The following is a 21,437-nucleotide window of genomic DNA, read 5'->3' on the forward strand; positions in this document are numbered from 1 at the left end:
CAAAATGTATTGGTGCTCAAACCCTTCCTGTGACTGGAAGGGTTTTTCATTTTTAAGTGGAATTTTTATATGGAGTGAACAATTGAGGGGTCTTTATGGAGAGGTAAGAAAATTCGAAGTTATTATTCCATTTCTTAGCTAAAAAATTGCGACATGGTGTTTTGATAATCAAAGGAGACCTTTTTAAGTAAATTGGTGAATTCAATTTTTCCGAGACGAAAAATGAGGTTGATGGAACAATATGAAAACTTTATTTGTACATGTTCGCCATTTGCTATTTTGGTATGGAGTATATGGATTCTGTAAAAAAAGTTGTAATGATGAAATCACACTATACATGGATGAACAGAAAGATAATTTTCTAGGTTACTTTGATGTATTAACACAGCCCTGTCTAATAAATGTATTAAATAATGAACTTGATAAAATTGAGGACAAAGATTTCTGTAGTGAAATTGAAGGGTTTATAAACGGCAACTTGGATGTAGGGTATAGCTATATTTATCCGAGGGATCAGGAGGATATTTCACATCAAGTTACCCACTCTGCTCCAATGAATAACAACGTTCATAAGCCTATCTATATTTATGTTTGGTCAAAGTTGTCAGAGGCTTGGGATATAAGTAGCATGGAGAAAATAGTGAAAATTATAGCTAATGACTTTTTTCGGTTGAATATTGAAGAAGTTAAATTTTTGGAAATACCTACGTATGAAGAAACGAAAGTATCCTATCAGAGGGATTACGAACCTTACATACAAAAATAAAGGTGGAGGCACGGAAGCGTGCCTAAGATAAGCAAGCATGATGTTGTCTTTCCCCCTCAGCGATGAAAGTATTTTCATTAGAACATAGAGGATTGAGCGCCGTTTGTTGTATGATAACGAATAGAGCGACTGCCCCTATAGGCAGTTATTAATAATATAGAACAAGGTGAATACATGTCCTGGAGCAAATTGAAACAAAATCTGGAGAGTTTTCTATGTCCTGCGTTAGAGGGAAGAGTCGAATACCGTGCAACCGGCTACCGTTATTTACCTGATAAAGCTGGAATTTGTTATATTACGGTCGATAAAAAGAACATACTTAACATGAATGATGCAGCTAACTTAATCAGATGGTATCAGACGGAGCTGGAAATTAAGAATGATCCCGATATCCAAATTCCTATCAGCCATGAAGAGATTGAAGCAGTCAGAAAAGAAACGAAAGGGATGGTTCCGGAGGATCGTCTAAAAGTAATTGCAAGAAGCAGAAAAATAGCTGATTATGCAAAGGAACTTTTGTCGGTACAGACGTCATTAAGTAAATCAAATTTTATCGTTGTAGCTAATAAATTTTTATCCACTTCTATAGAGGAAAGCATAGAGAGCCATGATATTTTATTGAATATTCTGGCTTTGGTGGATAGACGAGTTGGAAAAAAGCGGATTTTGAACATGTCCGAGAAGATCAAGTTAAAGCACCCGATTGTGCAGTATTTTTATGAACTGCGGCGTAGTACGTTATGAAAAATGAACGGTTCGTGAGCTTTCGCCTGCTTAATCGCAAGATCTCACCGCTGGACAAATCGATGATGAGTAAAAAAGTAGACGACCTCGAACTTTAGTTAAGCCCGGGGTCGTTTTCTTATGTCCAACAATATGAAGTTAGGCGAGGGTTCCATGAGCTATGTAATCAGAAAATATAGAAGATGAGACCTTTGCCTTCGGCTGCGGTTTGGCTGTAGAAACGTCGGATTTCGTTAAAATGCTGAAGCAAGTAGGCGAAAAACTCGTCCGCATCCTCGTCTGAATGAATGCCAGCCTCAAGAGGATATACCTCTTCCTTGAGCATGACCGGAAAATCATACCGCAAGCGGAGCTGCGCTTCATCCAGCTCAGACATAGCCTGAAGCGCTTCGGCAACTTGCTCGGCACGTAAGGAAAACGCCCCGAAGGAGCCGAAATCGATGCCTTTGTCCGACGTTATCGGCACCACATAGCCAAGAGGGGGCTCACCGTCGGCAATACTTCCACAAAGCAAGAAATGAATCGCCTCCCAGGTTCTATCAATGTCCAGTCCGGGATATTTGTCTATTTTCAAATCCTTCAATGCAATGTCGCCTGCAGCGATTTGCTGCACCAGTTCGTTATCCATAGAAAAGTAATATCCTCTCATTGCCATGCTGTCAGCCTTCTTTCCATTTTTAGTAGGGGTTATACTGCACAATCTAAATGTAACATTCTGGAAGTGAGTATTTCAAGGAACAGTAGACATATGAGTCAAATCTCGGATATCTCAATGTAGTAGATCCGTATGTGTCCAGGCCGAAACAGGCAGCCTTATTCTTTGAGATGTTGCAATGTAAAAGCGGGCATGTTAAGATCGTGCTGACACTTAACGATCGGAGTTGAAGAGGATAATGTAAGTTTTCTTGCCACTGTTTAAAGAATAAAACAAAAAAATGGTTTATTCTTTATCGGCAAGAAAGTTACCTTATTCTTTTCTTTCAAAAAATATCCTTCTCATACCCTGCATAGGGGGGGGAATGTGCCGGTATTTTTTTGAGCTACAAGAAAGGTAACTTTCTTGTGGCTCTTTTTTATTTTGACATTTCCAGGAGGATGAAAGCGATGATGAATGAGGTTGTAGATGATTGTGTGAATCGGTTCCTGATAGATGAAGCGGTTCACAAAAAAACAAATCGGTTGCCGGAGGCTTACCCATCTATCGACAGATGCACATAGCGATCCGTCTGCAAACGTTATGCGCTTTTTCTGCATAGTTGGTTAACGACGTGTCAAAGCGCCATCTGACGGTTGCTTTTATTACGTTTTCTCCGGCAGTAAGGAGAAGACATGAAACTACCCTCTAAATATGAAACGATTCGGCAAATATTGTCCGACTTCAAGCAGCCCGAGTATCGGTATGCTCAGATTATAGATGCGATTTTCAAGAGAAACGTCGGGGAATACGAACGGATGACCATGCTGCCCCAATTTTTGCGCGGCGAGTTGACCCGGATGCTTGGTCCGAACGTCTGCAGTATCGTTCCCGTAAAAGAACTCACGTCGAAACAGGTTAACAAGGTACTGTTTGCGATTGCGGGCGGCGAGCGCGTGGAGGCCGTGCGACTTACTTATGAGCGGGGCTGGAAATCTTACTGTATTTCCACGCAGTGCGGCTGCGGATTCGGGTGCAGATTTTGCGCCACCGGTACCATCGGCCTGAAACGAAATCTGACCGCCGACGAAATTACCGACCAATTGCTGCACTTCCGCTTGCACGGTCACGCCTTAGACAGCGTCTCCTTCATGGGCATGGGGGAGGCGCTCGCCAACCCGCATATTTTTGATGCCATAACGATTTTGACCGATCCGCATCTCTTTGGTTTAGGACATCGGCGAATTACGGTATCCACCATTGGCCTGCTGCCGGGTATCGATAGGCTGACACGTGAGTTTCCGCAAGTCAATCTAACCTTCTCGCTGCACTCGCCGTTCGACGATCAGCGAAGCGAACTGATGCCGATCAACGACCGATTCCCGATCCAAGATGTGTTGAATGCATTGGATCGACATATCCTGCAAACGGGGAGAAAAGTATATATAGCGTATATTCTTCTTCGGGGAGTCAACGACTCGGCGGCGCATGCGGAAGCAGTTGCCGAGTTGTTAACGGGAAGGGGACCTGTGGAACATCTTTACCACGTTAACTTGATTCCGTTCAATTCGACCGAAGTTACGCCGGACAGCTACCGGCAATCTGAACCGGATCGGATTAAAGCGTTTGTTCGGATCTTGAAATCAAAGGGAATCCGTATGACGGTCCGAACTCAGTTCGGATCGGACATTAACGCGGCATGCGGCCAACTGTACCGCTCCGAATAATCGATCAACCGGTCCCCTAAACAGCATTTGGCTTAAGGACGCGTGGGTCATAAATAATAGATGCTCGATATAGGTGATACATCCGAAATAATGAAGCCTGCCTGCCAACGGCAGGCTTCTGACGTTTTAACGCCCTTTAGGCTCCGGCTAACTTACCTCCAGGCAACGAAAAGTCCGGGTTTGAGATCATCTTTTTTACTAATGGTTCCACTTCCTTATCAGGCAGTATTTTATGATCCCCAAAAGATATTTTAATATATGTGACATTGACCCTTGAACGAATAATCGGGATAATTAACATGAAAAAGCAGGAAGGAAGTGGAAGTGATAAACCCTCTGAATTATATTGAATATTTGGGACACAGCAGCGTTTACCCTCCTTTGATCGATCAGCTTTCGAGGGACAAAATAACTTGGCGGCCGAATGTGCGGAGGAATCTGAATACGACCTATTTTGTAAGTGGAGAGGGTCTCGTTCTCCATTTCGATATTGACGCTGAAACCAACGGTATCACCAAGAAAAGCGAGGGTGACTATATATTTGACGAATTAACAATGACGATTATGGAAGAAAATAAGAAACATGGAAAGTATGTCGGTCCGATTCCCTATGGATTGTTACAAAACGATTCAAGAGCCCAGATCGAAGCCAAGCTGGGCACACCCACGAGGAGAGCCGAGGAGTTGGATAACTACTATTTGGATGGCCTCGTATGGACGGCAGCCTTTGAAGGGGAAAGGTTTCAATTTCTGAAGGTGGCTGTTCCAACAAATGGCAAGCGAAAATATGGCCTCTGCCCGTGATGTATTGCAGGGATATTAGTCCATATACATAAAATGCTTGTGCGATTTCTCAAAGATGGATAATCTCCGGCAGTTGGAGTTGAATTCCTTGAAATCGCTGCGGGACATCGAAAATCTGTGGACCGCCAGGCGGATTGAGGTTCCGGGGCTGAAAGAGATTCATACAGCCATTTGGGCAGAAGCCTTTGCTCTCTAGAGGGACATGCTGGGCCTGCGTCACGTTGTGTGTGCATTTGAGGGCACGAAAGGAAGGGATTATAAGCATGAAAGAACCATCAGAACAGCTCATTGAAATGCTTGGACATCCATACAGTCCCAAGAATGTTCAAGCTTTGCTGCAATCATTAGGCGTCAAGCGGATGCCGCCCGCGAACAGCTATTTTAACGACGATATTATCTGGTCTGTGAAAGCATCGCTGCGCATCGATCTTTATCGCGCCCCCAAAATAAATGATCTGACTGGGCTCAATTATACAGATCAAGATGGATGGATCATTGGCGCGATACATTTTCTTGCACCCGGGTCGGATGACAGAATTAAAACTCCGTTTCCCGGAGATCTTCCCAAGGGAATCACGATGCGCTCAACACCGGATGAGCCGATAAAGGCATATGGCCAGCCCGAACTGGATGAAGAATGTGAATGGCCCGGATTTTCCGGCCGGATTTTGGCATGGCGCAAGCCGGGCATAAATATCGCAATTCAATATGCGGACAGTGAGACCGGCAGCAGCATGATAAGCTTCACAGCCTGTTTAATCGGCTGCATAGGCGCCTGGCGAAGCGATAATCCGGAAATCTTTGCTCCCTGATTACAGAGGCGAAATTTTCTCATTGAATAAAAGGCGCGGAGTTGTTCTTCCGGGTCTTTTTTTGCTTCAAGCAGGCTTTCAGTATCTGCCTTCCTTTGAGATAGGTTACCGTATTCAAATTGGATGTGCCTCATCCATTATGATAATGGCAGGGTGTGCATTTTCATGGACTATTTGCTCGGGTCTATACAGATAAGACTTTTATTAATGCATTAAAATATCGTTATATACTAAAAGGATTGGTTGGTGATTTAGTTGATTACAAATCTTTATTTTGTTCGACATGCTCATTCTACTTATTCTGCCGATGAATTAAATAGACCTTTATCAGAACGTGGACAAGAGGATGCTAGCAAAGTTACTAATATACTGAAAAACGAAAGTATAAATGTCCTGATTTCAAGTCCGTATAAAAGAGCAATACAAACTATTGAAGGGTTAACCGGAATAGTTGGTATTGATATAGTCATAGAAGAAGATTTTAAAGAAAGGTTATTATCTGAGAAGCCCCTCAATGACTTTGACAGTGCAATTGCTAAGGTATGGGAGGACTATTCCTTTTCATGGGAGGGGGGAGAATCGAACGTTGTTGCCCAGAATAGGGGAGTTAGAGCGCTCGAAAGAGTATTGGAACGACATGAAGGTAAAAATATTGCAATCGGGACACATGGTAATATCATGGTATTAATTATGAATTACCTGGATAAAAAGTTTGATTTCACATTTTGGAAACAGCTGGATATGCCTGACATTTACAAGTTAAGTTTCGACAATCGGAGACTTATTGAAGTAAAACGCATATGGGACAAGGGACAAGAGAAGCCTGATAATACAAGCCACGTAACCTCTCTTTGACCTTACGTCCCAGCTTGTTTTATGACTCAGGTTGTTCTTGCAGACCTATAAGCATCAGGCTATCAGCCGCCTCTTCATTTGAGCAGATACTATTCCTGTAATTTGTATTCAGTGTCAACTAAACACATGAATGCTGTGTGTGATTGGAGAAGCAACGATTATAAGAAGTCGGAAGACCGCTACTTGTAAAATCATAAAAAGCTTGCGCCGCCTTTGGCTCAAGCTTTTATTTTTTTAACCTTCAATCAGTAAATTTTATTGGTCGAACAGAGCGTAACGTCTGGCTGAAAATGGACTCTGCCGGGAGGCTGGCTTGAACATGGCGAGACACTGAAGGTGCAATTGTAAAGCCGGTCTGGCCCAAGGATTATCCGTGTCGTGTAGTTCCACGCTGGATAAGCGTTACCTCCAGTTGGTGGTTTTCCTCATCCAAATGTATCTGTTCAATTTTCTTGATCAGAATTCGAGCGGCAAGCATGCCCATTTCATAAATAGGCTGAGATACGGTTGATAGTTCAGGGAAAACCATTTCAGCTAACGAAATGCCGTCATAGCCGATAATTTGGACTTGATCCGGCACCCGGATACCAAGCTCCTGCAAGGCCCGGAGCGTACCGATTGCCATCAGGTCATTGCCGGCGAATATTCCATCAATGTCCGGATGCTCCTGGAGAAGCTTTTTCGCAGCTTCAGCGGCTTCTTTTAACTGATAATTCCCATTAGCAATAAGCTTAGGAGTAAACCAGGACATATTTTCAACCAAATCAAGGTAGCCTTGGCACCGCTCTTCCGCAATCCACAAGCCCTTAGGCCCTCTGATATGCGCAATTTTGTTGCATCCTTGCTGCAATAATGCCTGGACGGCTAAGTGGGCCCCTTCACGATTCTTCGAAGTGACGGTAGGGACGACGGGGGAGCTGCTGCGGTCTACAGCGACCATAGGGATATCGAGCTGATCAATTTCCTCCTCCGTTAAAGTATTGGTTGCCATGATGAATCCGTCGATATACTTCTGCTTTAGGTTCTGGATGTATTGCCTTTCGATTTTGGCCGACTCACTGGTGTTGCATAGGATCGTCGTATACCCATACATCTGTGTAACTTTCTCAACGGCAAGCGCAAGCTCGTTAAAGAAAGGGTTGGTAATATCCGGAACGAACAGCGCAATAGTCTTGGTCGACTTCTTGGAGAGGCTGCGCGCGACATCATTCGGTATATAATTTAGCAATTTAATGGCTTTATGAACTTTCTGCAACGTATCCTCGTGAACATAACCTTTCTGATTAATGACACGAGAAACGGTAGCAACGGAAACGCCAGCTAATTTAGAAACATCTCGAATCGTTGCGATGCTCTCATCTCCTATTAAGTAAGGTGTAATCGATTACACAAATAAATATTGATTATCTTACTGTATTGGCATTCGATTGTCAATGCAGGTTTTCCAACGATCTTCTTGTTGACATTGGTTTCGTATTGAATTAACATAAACTCGAAATAGGTAACCGGTTACACATTCCGTAATTATTATTTTGTTAGCTGTTAGGGAAGGATAAACTAAAGGTTTAATTTTCTAATTTGAGAGGATGCTGAGCAGAATGAGCGTAAGAAAAATTCCTATTATTATTGACACGGATCCCGGAATTGACGATGCGGTTGCGATTGGCGTAGCCCTGCATCATGAATCGCTGGACGTCAAGCTGCTGACAACCGTCGCCGGGAATGTATCCGTTGAAAAAACGACCCAAAATGCGCTTAAGCTGATCGAGTTCTTCGGTACAGGCACTCCTGTTGCTAAAGGCGCAAAACAACCGCTCTGCATTCCATATGAGGACAGCAGTCACATTCATGGGGAGTCCGGCATGGGCGGATACGAATTTCCGGAGCCGGCAAGAAGCATTCATCCCGAACACGCCGTCCAAGCAATTCGCGAGACGATTATGAATTGCGAGGAGAAAGTAACGCTCGTACCGATCGGACCGCTGACCAATATCGCTTTGTTCCTGGCGATGTACCCGGAGTATAAATCACGCATTGAACGGATTGTACTGATGGGTGGTTCGGCATCTGCGGGGAATCATACCCAGACGGCAGAGTACAACATTTATGCGGATCCGGAAGCGGCCAAGATGGTTTTTGCTTCAAGCCTGGATATTACCATGGTCGGACTGGATGTAACCAGAAACGCGACTTTGACACCGGATAATGTGGTCCAGATTCGCGATTTGAATGAAACCGGCAACATGCTGTATTCCATGTTCCAGCATTATCGCGGCGGCAGCTTAAAGACCGGGCTGAAAATGCATGATTTATGCGCGATTGCCTATATCGTTAAGCCTGAATTGTTCAAATCCCAGAAATACTTCGTAGACGTGGAGAATGCGGGTACGTACACGGCCGGTACGACGATTGTGGATCGAAATAACCGGTATCAGAAAGAACCGAATGTAAACGTTTGCCTGGACATTGACGTGGATGCATTCCGTGCATGGGCGATCGAATGTATTGCGAAAGCAAAATAAATCTAACATCTTAGAGGGGAGACCTCCACTTGGCAGAACTCATATTTGGCTTAATCGTTGTCGTGCTTGCAGGCTGGATGATTACTAAGAAAGTCAATGCCACCGTTGTTTTGTTCGTTGCAGGAATCGTACTGTTATACGGCGCTGTATTTATGGGGCATAACGTTTTACCTGCGGATGCGGCGACGGGGTCCAGATGGTTTGACCCGATGAAGTCGATTACAAATAATTTTATTAGCAACTTAGGTAATATCGGTATGACGATCATGGTTTTATTCGGTTTCTCATCCTATATGACGAAAATCGGCGCGAACGAAGTAACCGTTCAAACCTTGATGAAACCGTTATCCGGAATCAAATCGGTTTATGTACTCGTCCCTGTCATTTTCGTTGTCGGCAACCTGCTGTCACTTGTGGTTCCAAGCGCTTCGAGCCTTGCCATTCTGCTAATGGCTACGCTGTATCCGGTTTTGAAGCGAATCGGCATGTCCGGATTGACGGCAGGTGCCGTTATTGCGACAACAGCGACTATCATCCCGACGCCGCTCGGCGCGGATAATGTCATTGCCGCTCAGACGCTGGGCATTGATTTAATGGAATACGTCATGAAGTATCATGCCGTCATTTCGATTCCGACGCTTATATTGATGACCATCGCGCATTATTTCTGGCAGAAATATATGGATAAGAAAAATCCCGAAACCGATACAATCGACGAATCGAAGCTTGGAACACTGCGCGAGGATTTGCCGCCAACTTATTATGGCTTACTTCCCATTCTTCCACTCGTTCTGATTACGGTATTCGGTATCTTCGTTAAATCGATCAAAATCGGTCTTGTTGAAATCACTTTTATTTCGCTGATCGTTGCAGTCGTTGTCGAAATGATCCGTAAACGTAAAATTCAGCAGGTGTTCGAAGAACTGATGGTGTTCTTCCGAGGTATGGGGGACGGGCTTGCGATGGTTGTTTCGCTGCTTGTTGCCGCCAGCTTGCTTGTTGACGGCCTAAAAGCGCTCGGCATTGTAGACATGCTGACAGATTCGGTAAAAGATTTGAATGGCGCAGGCATGATCCTGATGTTTGCTTTCTCGGGAATTACGGCCCTTATCGGCCTGATCAGCGGCGGCGGCCTGGCAGTATTCTACGCCTCGGTCGGATTGCTGCCAGACATTGCCCAAAACGTAGGCATTGACGGGGCGATGCTTTCAATTCCGATGCAGTTGATCGCCAACCTTGTGCGCTCGGTTTCTCCGGTGGCTGCATGTATTATTGTCGTTTGCAGCATCATTCAGAAAAGCCCGATGGCAGTTATCAAGCGGACCTCTGTTCCGATTATAGTCGGCATCATAAGTACGCTGGTGCTGTCCTACGTAATGTTCTCTTAAGCGGTAACATGATCGCTGTGTAAGAACACTTAAATAGAGGGTGTTAAAGGATTGGAGTGAGAGAAAAATGAGAAAGATATGCATACTAGGAAGTATTAATATGGATTCCAGCCTGTTGCTGGAAACCCTCCCGCACGAAGGAGAGACCCTATTTGCAGCGGGAAAAATTGTCGGTCCCGGCGGGAAAGGATTTAACCAGGCAGTGTCGGCGGCCCGGCTTGGAGCATCCGTGCACTTTATCGGCCAAGTCGGGGCGGATGAATACGGCAAACAACTCGTCTCTACCTTGCGGCAGGAAGGCATTCACACCGAGCATGTCAGCGTAAATCCGGATTTGCCTACGGGAGAAGCGTTGATTCTATTCAGCAACAGCGGCAGCAATATGATCGTCGTCAGCGCCGGCTCGAATATGGGAATTACAGCGCAGGATGTGGAGGAATCCAGAGAAATTATCAAATTATCCGATGTCGTCGTGGCTCAATTCGAAGTGCCGGTTGAAGTCATTCAGCATGTTTTTGCAATTGCGAAGGAAGAAGGGAAGGTCACGGTGCTGAATCCTGCGCCGGCCAAGGCGATCCCGTCCGCGCTGCTTCAGGTCACGGATTTCCTTATCCCGAACGAAAGCGAGATGCACATGCTCACCGGTTGCGATACGAACTCCGAACAGGATATGGTGCAAGGGGCAGCGGCTCTGCTTGAACAAGGCGTAGGATGCGTGATCGTCACGCTAGGCGATCGGGGCAGCCTTATTTGTCACCCGGACGGCAATTTATCGATTCCCGCCGAAAAGGTTGCCGCGATTGATACTACCGCTGCCGGCGACAGCTTTATAGGATCCTTCTGCACCATGCTGCAAAGGCAGGAACGGAAGAAACTCGGGCATGTCTCGGAAGCGGTCAAGTTTGCCAGCCGGTTCTCGTCGATTGTCGTACAGCGCAAAGGCGCCTTTCAATCCATCCCCTATGCTTACGAACTAGCAGAAATGAGCTGATAACATGAGCATTTTATGGGGGCTTGTAGGCTTAACGGTTATTTTGGGGATTGCCTACTTGATGTCAGACCATAAGAAAAATATTAATTATCGCACGGTTATCGTCGGGCTTGGAATTCAATTGGTATTCGGTTATATCGTACTCAAATGGGATATCGGCAAGCAGGCGCTGGAGGTCGTATCCAGAGGGTTTACGAACTTATTCCACTACGGATACGAAGGTCTCTCCTTCGTGTTCGGAAGCTTGGCGGATAAGACTCAGGCCACGGGTAATATATTCGCCATTCGCGTAGCGATGCTGGCTGTGTTTATTACGCCGCTGATCGGCATTCTATACCGGTTCGGCATCATGCAGTTCTTCATGCGGGTCGTCGGCGGAGGGCTCGGCAAATTGCTGAAGACAAGCCGCGCGGAATCGTTAGCGGCGGCAGGAAATATCTTTCTGGGGCTGCAGGAAATTCCGATCATGATCAAACCGTATATGAAGGTCTTGACTCGTTCAGAGATGTTCGCGATCATGGTCGGCGGCCTCGCCTCCGTCGCGGGCGGAATCATGGTTGCCTATGCTGCATTAGGCATTCCGATAGCCTATTTATTGTCCGCGAGCTTGATGTCGGCTCCAGCGGGTCTCATCGTTGCGAAAATTATGATTCCGGAAACCGATACGCCGATAGAGGCAGGGTCTCGCGAACTTGAAGAAGAAGATTCCGAAACGAAGGATAATCTCATCAATATTATTTCGAAAGGCGCTTCCGCAGGCATGAGGATGGCGGTACAGATTATCGCCATGCTGATCGCGTTTGTTTCTATGGTAGCGCTTCTAAACGGACTGCTTGGTTGGGTCGGAAGCTGGTTCGGGTACGGAGATTTGTCGCTTCAGATGATTCTGGGCTGGGTGTTTGCTCCGCTTGCCTTTGTGATCGGCGTTCCCTGGTCTGAAGCAACGATAACAGGCAGTTTTTTGGGGCAGAAATTCGTCATGAATGAAATGATCGCCTTTGGTTCATTTGCTAAGGAAATGGAACATTTGTCACCCAAGACGATTGCGATCGTAAGCTTCGCGCTTTGCGGTTTTGCGAATATCGGTTCAATGGGGATCCTGTTAGGCTCGATGCGATCGTTAGCTCCTGAACGAAGTAATGAAGTGGGACGTCTTGCTTTTAAAGCAGTGATTGCGGCATCACTGGCGAATCTGTTAAGCGGTACGATCGCCGGCATGTTTATGTAGAAGTAAAGAAATCAACGGAAAGTCAACGAAGCATTGCAATCTCGACATGAGAATCTGCAATGCTTTTGGTTGTGCGCCCGGCAAGCTCACATTTGAGAAAACAGCATTTGCAGGCGCCCAGGTTATATGCATCATGCATCATACTAGGCAGATGAGGTCTTAACCAGCTCTTTGGCAGCCTGCTTGCCTGCCGAGAGAAGATTGTTGCTCAAATCGGGATCGCTGACAGTCCGTGCAAGAACAAGAGAGCCGACCAGGGTACTGAACAGGGCTCTTCCTTTGGATAGCTCAATTTCCGCCAGGTTGGAAATAAAAGCAATCATCCTTTCCACTTCATGGGTGAATACTTGCCTGACTTCTTCCGATGAACGGGATATTTCGGCAGAAAGGGCGGGAATAATGCAGCCCATATCCGTTTTGTCGCGGTGGTGGGGACTTAAATAATAATCGATGACCGTATTGATTTTGGGAGTCCGCTGCTCCTGATCGGCGGCTTTCTGCAAAAGCGCGATAGTATCGGTTATGGCATACCGGCAGGCTTCGGCAACCAGTTGTTCTTTGTTGTCAAAGTGTGCATAAAACCCTCCATGAGTCAATCCGGCCCCCTTCATAATGAACGGAACGCTTACATCTTGAATACCCTTGGTGCGAAAAGCCCGGGCAGCACTTTCAACGATCTTATTGCGCACTTTCGTCTTATGGCCTTTGGGATAAGGCATTGTAGTCACCCCGCTGCTTCAATCTGCTTTCAAAATATTATAAGCATCATAATAATAGCTGTCAATTTAGGGGGCCCGTGTCTGTTAGGCTCAATGACTGTTAAACGCGGCTGTTGACGGTTTTAAAATATGATGACTATAATATATTATGTTCATCATATTTTATGTGACTTTAACTGGAGGGTATCGGAATATGAGTAAGCTTGAATCGGTTGAAACATTGGTAATCGGATCAGGTCCCGGAGGCTACGTGGCGGCGCTGCGCTCTTCACAGCTTGGAATGAAGACGGCGATCGTGGAACGCGGTCAGCTTGGGGGAGTCTGTACGCACGTTGGCTGCATCCCATCCAAAGCGTTAATAGCGGAATCGCATCGCTATGATCTGCTTAGAACGTTTAAACATGCGGATGCGGCAGTCTCATTTGAACATGCTCAGCATTTCAAGCAGGGGATTGTGAATAAGCAGGCAGGTGGAGTCAGCTATTTATTAAAGACTGCCGGTGTGAGCATTCTGGAAGGAGAGGCCCGTTTGGTCGATGAGCATACGGCACTTATCAATCAATCTGGACAGGAACAAACCATTTCTTTTAAAAATGCCATATTGGCAACAGGATCCCGGCCGATTGAACTGCAAGCATTCCCGGTCGGAGGCCGTATTTTGTCTTCTACAGAAGCTCTGTCGCTCCGTGAGGCCCCCGCCAGCCTCATAGTGATAGGAGGTGGATATATCGGTGTCGAACTGGGACAAATGTATGCCAAATTCGGAACAAAAGTGACGATTATGGAGGGAGGAGAACAAGTGCTGCCCGGATTCGAGGCGGAGCTTGCGGGCCCTGTTGTCCGGCAATTGAAATCCGACGGGATCGAGGTCATTACCGGTGCGACAGCTGAGAATGCAGTCCAGAACGCAAATACAATTACACTTCATTATTCAAAAAATGGGATGAAGCATCATGTTACAGCGGAATATGTGCTAGTCACTGTCGGCAGAAAACCGAATACAGACGGCAAGCTGGGACTGGAGCGCATAGGCTTGCCGGTGACGAGCAGGGGATTGATTGAGACGGACGCACAGTGCAGAACGGCTATCCCGCATATTTTCGCCATCGGAGATATTACGGCTGGTCCGGCTCTCGCTCACAAGGCCTCCTATGAAGCCAAAATTGCGGCGGAAGCTATCGCGGGTCTTACGTCCGAGGTGGATTACAAAGCTCTTCCGCTCGTCGTCTTTTCCAGTCCGGAGCTGGCCAGCGTCGGCTTGAGCGAAACGGAAGCAAAGGCCAAAGCCATCCCGGTTGTTATCGGAAAAGCATCTTTCGGCATCAACGGACGAGCGTTGGCATTGAGTGAGCCTGGGGGATTTGTCAAGATTGTGGCGGACCCGGACTCTGGAATCGTGGTTGGTGCACAGATCGTTGGAGTGGAGGCCTCGACACTCATATCGGAGCTTGCTCTTGCTATCGAGATGGGGGCAACTGTGGAGGACTTGGCTATGACGATTCACCCTCATCCCACATTGGGCGAAGTGATTATGGAAGCTGCCGAAAACACGGTCGGAAAAATGACGAAAAAATAAGCCTAATAAGTGTTTGAAAATACCTCAACCAGGATGTAAAATAATAACAATCTGTAAGCGGTGTGTGACTGGCGGAGACATGGAGTACCATGAGGGAGCACACCGACGCTGCTGCAAGATGATCGCGGATTTAAATCCGCGGATTTCTTAAGGCAAACGCCGTACGCCTGGGCAAAGTATCCGATTTCCTATCGGATACTTTTTCTTTTTTCAAGTTTGGGAGAGGACAGGTGGAGAAGGATTGAAAATGGGATTTGTTTTGTTCGACGGTATGACTGCGCTCGATTTTGTCGGTTTTTATGAGGCCGTCACGTGGATAGGCATTTTGAAGGCGAGAGAGGACGTGGCTTGGGAATTTTGTGCGGACAAGTCCGAAGTGACGGACGACCGCGGAATGACGGTCAAGATTCAACGCGTTAAACCCGATTTGTCGGCCTACGACCTCATCTTCGTTCCGGGAGGTTTATCGACCCGCCGGTTGAGAAGTGACACTGATTTTATGAACTGGCTAAAAACAGCCTCCCCGGTTCCGTACAAAGTGTCCGTCTGCACGGGCTCCTTGCTGCTGGGGGCGGCGGGCTTCCTGGAAGGCAGGAGAGCGACGACGAATCCGTCCGCCTACGAGCTGCTCGCTCCATACTGTGCCGAAGTCGTCAAGAGCCGTCTGGTGCGGGACGGGGACATTTTCACGGGCGGAGGGGTGTCGGCTTCGCTTGACCTGGGGCTGTACGTGGTCGAATCGCTGACGGATGCGGCCTTCACGAAAGAGGTGCAGGCGAAGATGCACTATCCCTATTATTGGTCACCTAAGAGACCGATACCATTGGCCGGCTGCGTTAACCAGTCACCTTTAAAAGCCGTTCCCGGGTTAAAGCCTGAGAACGGCTTTGTTGTATTTTCACATGTCAGCAAGTTTCGGAAAGCCCGGACGTTTTCGTTTTCGCCCCTGCCGCATGTTCCCTAAGCTGCTGCCCCCGGTGAAAGAAAGGAAAAGCGGCAAGCGCGAGCAGCATCAAAATGCCGAAGATAACCGGTCCCTGGCCGAATCCCAGCTCTTTAAGGAGCAGCCCGCCGATCCAGGCGCACAGGCTCTGCCCCAGGAATGCGAAGCCGCTGGCTCCGTAATAAGCGCCCCGCAGACGCTCGGGAGCGATTTCACCTATGAGCACGTCTCCGACGACGAAGCATAGAATTTCGCCCATGGTGAACACAATCATCGACAGAAAAAGCAGAGCCGTATTCTCAAAGAGGCCGAATCCGAGAAGCCCCGCTCCGAAAAGGAGGCAGCCCGTTTTTAGCGCCGTCAGGGACTTGTAGCGCTTCATAAACCGGGTCAACGGATACTGCAGGACAAGGACGCATAGCGTGTTGACGACAAACAGGCTGGAGTAAACCGCTACCCGGTCGTGGCCGATGTACTGCGACAGCGTTGTGTCCAGGTGCGAGTAAGCGCCCGCGACGAAAAAATTGCCGAGCAGAAGATACAGGAATACCTTATCGGTAAAAACGATGTTCATCATCTGCTTCACGGCCGCGCCGGGCTCATCCTTGCTCTGGAGCAGGTGCCTGAAAGAGAACATAAACACGACAAGCAGCGCGGCATAGACGGCATAAATAGAGGCGCTGACCAGAAAAGGCAGCAGGGACGATGTGCCTCCGACGCCCAGCTTCAGGCCGATCAAAGGACCGACGGCACCGCCGATATTGATGGCGAAATACCGTGCGTTAAATACGTCCGTGCGGCTTTCGGCAGGTGTCACATCGGCCAGCAGGGCGCGTGCCGCAGGCTCGAAGACGTTGCGGAATAACCCGTTCAGGGCGCTGAGGACAAAAAACAGCCAAGTCGCATCCGCAAAGGCGAAGCCGACAAACACCAGACTCCAGGCGGCCATCGACGCAATCATCACGGGATAACGGCCCAGGCGGTCCGACAGCGCGCCTCCGGCAAAACTGCCCAGCGTGCCCACGAACAAGCTTACGGCCAGGATGGCGCCAATCGTCGCCGGATCGATGCCTTTGACCTTGCCGAGATAAATGCCGAGAAACGGAATGGTCATAAAAAATCCGGTCCTGGACAAGAATGTCCCGATAATGACTCCCCAGGCGACGGGGTGAAAGGAGGGAATGCGGAATATTTTGGCGGTTTTTGCTTTCATGGGGATCATCCTTCTCTTTTGTCGTTATGTTCAGTATAGCTACACAAAAGGGGATGAAAAGTGTATGATTTGATAAAATCAGTTCACCTTTTAGAACGAATTTATCCGAAACGGAGGGCGAAACCATGCAGACCGCACTGCCTTTTTTGGAACTCCGGCTGTTTTTCCGTGACAGGGAGCCGCAGGAGCCTTTCCCCGTTACGATCGACGAGCTGGCCGGCATCTGGCACTGCACGCCCCGCTACGTGAAGCTGATCGTCCGCACCCTGTGCGAGCAGGGATGGATCGACTGGCAGCCCGGGAGGGGGCGCGGAAACAAATCGAAGCTGACTTTCGTGCGGGATTCCGAAGACCTTCTTCTTGAGGAAGTCCGCCGGCGCACGGAACAGGGCGAGCTTCACGAAGCAATGGAGCTGATGAACCGTTTCGGCGGCCCCGCCGTTAGGGACCGGTTTATGGAATGGATCTCCGAAGGCATCGGCTTTTCAACGGAAGGGGTGCCGGATTCTCCGCTGGAGACGCTTTGTATGCCCGTTTTCCGCTCGATTACGACGCTGGATCCGGGGCTTGTCTATTACGCCTTCGACTGTCATATGGCCCGGCAGCTTTTCAACACCCTCGTCGAATATGATGAAGACATGCAGACGGTTATTCCCTGCATCGCGCACTCCTGGGAAAGCAGTCCGGACGCCAGAGAATGGACCTTTTATTTGAGAAAAAACGTTCTCTTCCACCACGGAAGGGAGCTTACGGCGGAAGATGTGATGTTTACGCTTAACCGGCTCAGGAACGAACCGGACCGTTATGACAGCGGATGGATGTTCCGGGACATCGAACGGATGGACGCTCCCGACCGGAAGACCGTCATCATCCGGCTAAGGGAGCCGAATTACCTGTTCCTGAGATTTTTATGTACAATCGCGGCCGCAATCGTGCCGGAAGATGCCGTGAGCCGGGATGAGGCCGGATTCGCCCGGATGCCTGCCGGCACGGGACCCTTCAAGGTTGTATACCGCAATGAAGGCAAATGCGTGCTGGAAGCTTTCCCGGATCATTTTCGGGGCCGGGCCCATCTCGATCGCGTGGAAGTGCTCATATTCCCGCCGGAAGAATCAGGCCGGCTGAAGGAGCCCGACTGGACGTCCATCATGACTTCCCACGGGGAGACTTCCGGAGCTGGACGGGAGGCTCTGGTTAACGGAGGAGGGGGCTGGCGCAGCATGGAAACCCTGCTCAACTGCAGCAGCATGCTCGTGTTTAACCAAAAAACAAGCGGTCCCCACAATCATCCCTTATTCCGGGAAGCGCTCCATCGCATTATCGACAGGGAAGCTTTGATCGCGGATCTGAAAGGCGAACGGGTATGCCCGGCCCGCGGCTTCCATCCGCAGGCGGATACGGGACAGAGGGCGGGAATCGGTTATCCCGCGAACAGACGGTCCGAAATTGAGACGCTTCTGGAGCAAAGCGGATATGCCGGAGAAATACTGGAACTCGTCACGTATTCCTATCATGAAGAAGACGCCCGCTGGATTCAGGAACGCGCCCGTTCGTTCGGTGTTGCTATTGAAATCCTGGTCCGAAACGCGGAGGAATGGTCGGACCGGGCTTCTCTGGAGCGCCATGACTGCCAGTTGTACGGCATTATTCTGGGAGGCGACGAGGTGCGTGAGCTGGAAGTGTACCTTCAGAACAATTATTTTGCCGCTCTCTGGGACAGCGACACAGAGGAGGCCGTCCGCCGGGAGACGGCCGCGATTTTGCGCGAGCCGGGCGAGGCGGAACGAAGGGAGAGATTCGCGCAGCTCGAACGGTGGATTCGTCAAACCCGCGCGATTTTGTTCCTCGTTCATAAAACGACGAACACCGCTTTTCACCAATCCGTCCGCGGAGTCAAAATCAACTCTTACGGGTGGGTTGATTTTTACCACATCTGGTTTAATACGGGGGCGGCCGTTTCGACTTGACGGACTGGCGGATTGCTGCCGATAATACGGGCAGAATGGTTGGTACATATAATGAATACAGGAAGATCAACGATGAAGAAGTTCCGAGGAAAGAGAAGATACTTCCGTCAATTATGGAAGCAGGTTAACGCCTTTTATTTACAGCCAGATAACGAATCCTGGTTTGATTTCTGGCATTTTCACCTTGATTTTTGCGGGATTGGAGAAAATAGCGTAAAGCTCAGAAGAGAGCATATCAAAGCTCATATCGCGTTGTACAAAAGTTTATTAAAAAGATTGGAACGAATCGAAAAACCTTCTCAAAGCTGGATATGCCTTCATGAAGAAGACGCGGGTTTAGATGCCGTATATATTCATACATCAAATCCGAACCGTGACAATTTCCCTCATAAGTTTGATACGATAGATTGGAAATGTAAGATACCGGCTGCGTTTAACGATTTAATTGATCCTGATCTATTCCATGTCGGCTATAATACATCCGATGACGGAGGTATATATTTTATCCAGTCAAAGGAACAAGACATAAAATTATTTTAAGTTTCGGCTTACCCTTGAACGCAAGCGGAAACATATGTAACACTGGATACGCTGGCCACGAACTCGTGAAACAGTGACAGTATGGAACCGGGATTGTGACGTTTTCCCCCAGCGAGTGGGAAGGGCAAGTTTTCGTTACAACCTGCGGAAACAGGCCGGCCAAAGCCTTCTAACATGTTCGAGAGGAGCCTAATAATGAAAAAAATTATGAACACGCCGGAGAACCTTGTTAAAGAGATGTGCAGCGGCTTCGTGCTCGCTCATCCGGGTCTCGAATTTGACCGTAAACATACGATTATCCGCAAAAAGACGATCTCGCCCGGTAAAGTGACGCTGATCAGCGGCGGGGGGAGCGGGCACGAACCGGCGCATGCCGGATTTGTGGGCAAAGGGATGCTTGATGCCGCGGTCTGCGGCGATGTTTTCGCTTCTCCGTCCCAGATTCAGGTGTACCAGGCGATTCGTTCAACCGCCGGCCGGAAGGGAACGCTTCTCCTTATTAAAAATTACAGCGGCGATATCATGAACTTCAGGAACGCGGCTCATCTCGCGGGCGAAGACGGCATACAAGTCGATTACGTGAAAGTGGACGACGATATTGCCGTAGAGGACAGCTTGTACACTGTCGGGAGAAGAGGCGTTGCCGGGACGGTTCTTGTACATAAAATAGCGGGCGCGGCTGCGGAAGCAGGGCTGACCCTGGAGGAGGTAAAGCAGGCGGCACAGAAGGCCGTGAACCGTACGAAAAGCATCGGATTCGCCCTGTCGTCATGCACGGTTCCCGCCAAAGGTACCCCGACTTTCTCGATAAAAGAGAATGAAATGGAGTACGGGGTGGGCATCCACGGCGAACCCGGCATCCGGCGCGAGCCTCTGCTTACGGCCGATGAACTGGCCGGCCGAATGGTTGCCGAGCTATTGCGAAGCCTGCCCGAAGATAGCGGTCATGCGCCGGAAGTGGCCGTGCTGGTCAACGGTTTCGGCGGCACCCCGCTGCAGGAATTGTATCTGCTGAACCATTCCGTTCAAAGGGAGCTGGCCTTGCGGAACGTCGCCGTTTACAAAACGCTTGTCGGCAATTACATGACCAGCATCGATATGGAAGGCGCTTCCCTCACCCTGATGAAGCTGGACGACGAGCTGAAAGAATGGCTTCGCGCGGAATGCGATACACCGGCTCTCACCGTCCGTGAACACGTTGAGCCCGCCAGCTACTCGGAAGTCGTACCTGCGGCGGAGACCCGCGGTGATAAGACCGTTTCCTTCCGCGTTGTGACCCCGGAAGAAAGCGCCGTTGTTCATAACGGCAGGCTGTCCTTGGACAATATGATCTATCTGGTGGATACGATGAGCGAAATCGTTATCGAGAACGAAGTGCCGTTCTGCGAACTGGATGCGCATGCGGGAGACGGCGATTTCGGTATGAGCGTTGCGAAAGGGTTCAAGCGGCTGAAAACGGAATGGGACGAAATAACCGCTTCGGCTGCGGACATCGGGTCGTTCCTGGATGCCTGCTCCCTGATTATAATGGAGCACTGCGGCGGCGCTTCGGGTCCGATCTGGGGGTCCGCTTTCCGGGCGGCAGGCAGAAGCGTCAGCGGCAAAGACGGCCTGGATGCGGCCGATATCGCCGGAATGCTGCAGGCTGCGGTCCGGGGCATTCAGGACACGGGCGAGCGATCGTTCGGCAGGGGAGCGGTAGTCGGTGACAAGACGCTGATTGATGCGCTCGTTCCTTACGCCGACTCCTGGGAAGCGAGCGCCGCCGCAGGCGCGGACTTGAAGTCCGCCGGAGCGGCCGCCGCCGAAGCCGCGGTCCGGGGAGCGAAGGAGACGGAAAACATCGTCGCCCGGATGGGCAGAGCGGGAACCGTCGGCGAGCGGAGCATCGGCTATCCCGATGCGGGAGCGCATGCGCTGGGAGTTATTTTCACGGAACTCGCCAAAGCGCTTAAATATCCCAAGTAAGGACACCATTTGTCCTTACGAAACGTTAAAGAACCGGCCT

At 48.9% G+C, this 21,437-nt stretch carries 18 protein-coding genes, 1 pseudogene and 1 riboswitch; of the genes and pseudogenes, 15 read left to right on the forward strand and 4 right to left on the reverse strand.

The features are described 5' to 3' along the window. Positions 1-241 precede the first annotated feature (241 nt). Positions 242-766: a hypothetical protein gene (locus C4S74_RS04780; protein WP_103994183.1), complete on the forward strand. Its 525-nt coding sequence runs from the start codon at positions 242-244 to the stop codon at positions 764-766. Positions 767-940: 174 nt separating this feature from the next. Next, the gene (locus tag C4S74_RS04785) at positions 941-1,510 is read left to right on the forward strand and encodes a hypothetical protein (RefSeq protein ID WP_103994184.1); all 570 of its coding nucleotides are present in this window, start codon (positions 941-943) and stop codon (positions 1,508-1,510) included. Positions 1,511-1,676: 166 nt separating this feature from the next. On the opposite strand, the gene C4S74_RS04790 is transcribed toward C4S74_RS04785, so the two are convergent. After that, positions 1,677-2,165 carry a YfbM family protein gene (locus C4S74_RS04790; protein WP_103994185.1) on the reverse strand — a complete coding sequence of 163 codons (489 nt, stop codon included), beginning with the start codon at positions 2,163-2,165 and terminating at the stop codon, positions 1,677-1,679. A gap of 674 nt (positions 2,166-2,839) precedes the next feature. Here C4S74_RS04790 and C4S74_RS04795 point away from each other — a divergent pair. The 4 genes from C4S74_RS04795 (at position 2,840) to C4S74_RS04820 (ending at position 6,342) form a co-directional block, all read left to right on the forward strand. Beyond that, positions 2,840-3,871, forward strand: coding sequence for a Cfr family 23S rRNA (adenine(2503)-C(8))-methyltransferase (locus C4S74_RS04795; RefSeq protein WP_103994186.1), 1,032 nt, complete (start codon positions 2,840-2,842; stop codon positions 3,869-3,871). Between the two features lie 318 nt (positions 3,872-4,189). Further along, complete coding sequence (locus C4S74_RS04805) at positions 4,190-4,675, forward strand: hypothetical protein (protein ID WP_258042377.1); 486 nt, start codon at positions 4,190-4,192, stop codon at positions 4,673-4,675. 263 nt (positions 4,676-4,938) lie between these two features. After that, positions 4,939-5,487, forward strand: coding sequence for a hypothetical protein (locus C4S74_RS04810; RefSeq protein ID WP_103994187.1), 549 nt, complete (start codon positions 4,939-4,941; stop codon positions 5,485-5,487). Between the two features lie 258 nt (positions 5,488-5,745). Next, complete coding sequence (locus C4S74_RS04820) at positions 5,746-6,342, forward strand: histidine phosphatase family protein (protein WP_103994278.1); 597 nt, start codon at positions 5,746-5,748, stop codon at positions 6,340-6,342. Between the two features lie 367 nt (positions 6,343-6,709). On the opposite strand, the gene C4S74_RS04825 is transcribed toward C4S74_RS04820, so the two are convergent. Further along, positions 6,710-7,693 carry a LacI family DNA-binding transcriptional regulator gene (locus C4S74_RS04825; protein ID WP_103994189.1) on the reverse strand — a complete coding sequence of 328 codons (984 nt, stop codon included), beginning with the start codon at positions 7,691-7,693 and terminating at the stop codon, positions 6,710-6,712. A 247-nt stretch (positions 7,694-7,940) separates the two neighbouring features. On the opposite strand from C4S74_RS04825, the gene rihC reads away from it, so the two are divergent. From rihC to C4S74_RS04845, 4 genes are all read left to right on the forward strand, one after another. Then, positions 7,941-8,864, forward strand: a complete 924-nt coding sequence (rihC, locus tag C4S74_RS04830) for a ribonucleoside hydrolase RihC (RefSeq protein WP_103994190.1) — start codon at positions 7,941-7,943, stop codon at positions 8,862-8,864. Positions 8,865-8,893: 29 nt separating this feature from the next. Continuing rightward, positions 8,894-10,252 carry a C4-dicarboxylate transporter DcuC gene (gene dcuC, locus C4S74_RS04835; protein WP_103994191.1) on the forward strand — a complete coding sequence of 453 codons (1,359 nt, stop codon included), beginning with the start codon at positions 8,894-8,896 and terminating at the stop codon, positions 10,250-10,252. Positions 10,253-10,319: 67 nt separating this feature from the next. Further along, positions 10,320-11,243 (forward strand): ribokinase, encoded by a 924-nt coding sequence (gene rbsK / locus C4S74_RS04840; RefSeq protein ID WP_103994192.1) that lies wholly within the window; start codon positions 10,320-10,322, stop codon positions 11,241-11,243. Between the two features lie 4 nt (positions 11,244-11,247). Beyond that, complete coding sequence (locus C4S74_RS04845; protein ID WP_103994193.1) at positions 11,248-12,471, forward strand: NupC/NupG family nucleoside CNT transporter; 1,224 nt, start codon at positions 11,248-11,250, stop codon at positions 12,469-12,471. A gap of 143 nt (positions 12,472-12,614) precedes the next feature. Here the strand turns inward: C4S74_RS04845 and C4S74_RS04850 are convergent, their stop codons facing one another. After that, positions 12,615-13,190, reverse strand: a complete 576-nt coding sequence (locus C4S74_RS04850; protein ID WP_103994194.1) for a TetR/AcrR family transcriptional regulator — start codon at positions 13,188-13,190, stop codon at positions 12,615-12,617. A 193-nt stretch (positions 13,191-13,383) separates the two neighbouring features. On the opposite strand from C4S74_RS04850, the gene lpdA reads away from it, so the two are divergent. Both lpdA and C4S74_RS04860 read left to right on the forward strand, forming a co-directional pair. Beyond that, on the forward strand, positions 13,384-14,766 hold the full coding sequence (gene lpdA, locus C4S74_RS04855) for a dihydrolipoyl dehydrogenase (RefSeq protein WP_103994195.1): 1,383 nt from the start codon (positions 13,384-13,386) through the stop codon (positions 14,764-14,766). 54 nt (positions 14,767-14,820) lie between these two features. Next, positions 14,821-14,946: riboswitch (ZMP/ZTP riboswitch) on the forward strand. A 61-nt stretch (positions 14,947-15,007) separates the two neighbouring features. After that, a pseudogene (locus C4S74_RS04860) lies at positions 15,008-15,565 on the forward strand (DJ-1/PfpI family protein); the annotation flags it as partial. Positions 15,566-15,671: 106 nt separating this feature from the next. Here C4S74_RS04860 and C4S74_RS04865 read toward each other — a convergent pair. Beyond that, positions 15,672-16,922 (reverse strand): MFS transporter, encoded by a 1,251-nt coding sequence (locus tag C4S74_RS04865; RefSeq protein ID WP_103994197.1) that lies wholly within the window; start codon positions 16,920-16,922, stop codon positions 15,672-15,674. 125 nt (positions 16,923-17,047) lie between these two features. Between C4S74_RS04865 and C4S74_RS04870 the strand changes: the two genes are divergently transcribed. The 3 genes from C4S74_RS04870 (at position 17,048) to dhaK (ending at position 21,397) form a co-directional block, all read left to right on the forward strand. Beyond that, positions 17,048-18,889, forward strand: coding sequence for an SgrR family transcriptional regulator (locus tag C4S74_RS04870; protein ID WP_103994198.1), 1,842 nt, complete (start codon positions 17,048-17,050; stop codon positions 18,887-18,889). Positions 18,890-18,961: 72 nt separating this feature from the next. Further along, entirely contained in the window at positions 18,962-19,429 is a 468-nt protein-coding gene (locus tag C4S74_RS04875) for a hypothetical protein (RefSeq protein WP_103994199.1), read from the forward strand. 195 nt (positions 19,430-19,624) lie between these two features. Continuing rightward, positions 19,625-21,397: a dihydroxyacetone kinase subunit DhaK gene (gene dhaK / locus C4S74_RS04880; protein ID WP_103994200.1), complete on the forward strand. Its 1,773-nt coding sequence runs from the start codon at positions 19,625-19,627 to the stop codon at positions 21,395-21,397. The last annotated feature ends 40 nt before the right edge of the window (positions 21,398-21,437 follow it).

Source organism: Paenibacillus sp. UNC499MF (assembly GCF_900107975.1).
GTDB lineage: Bacteria > Bacillota > Bacilli > Paenibacillales > NBRC-103111 > Paenibacillus_F.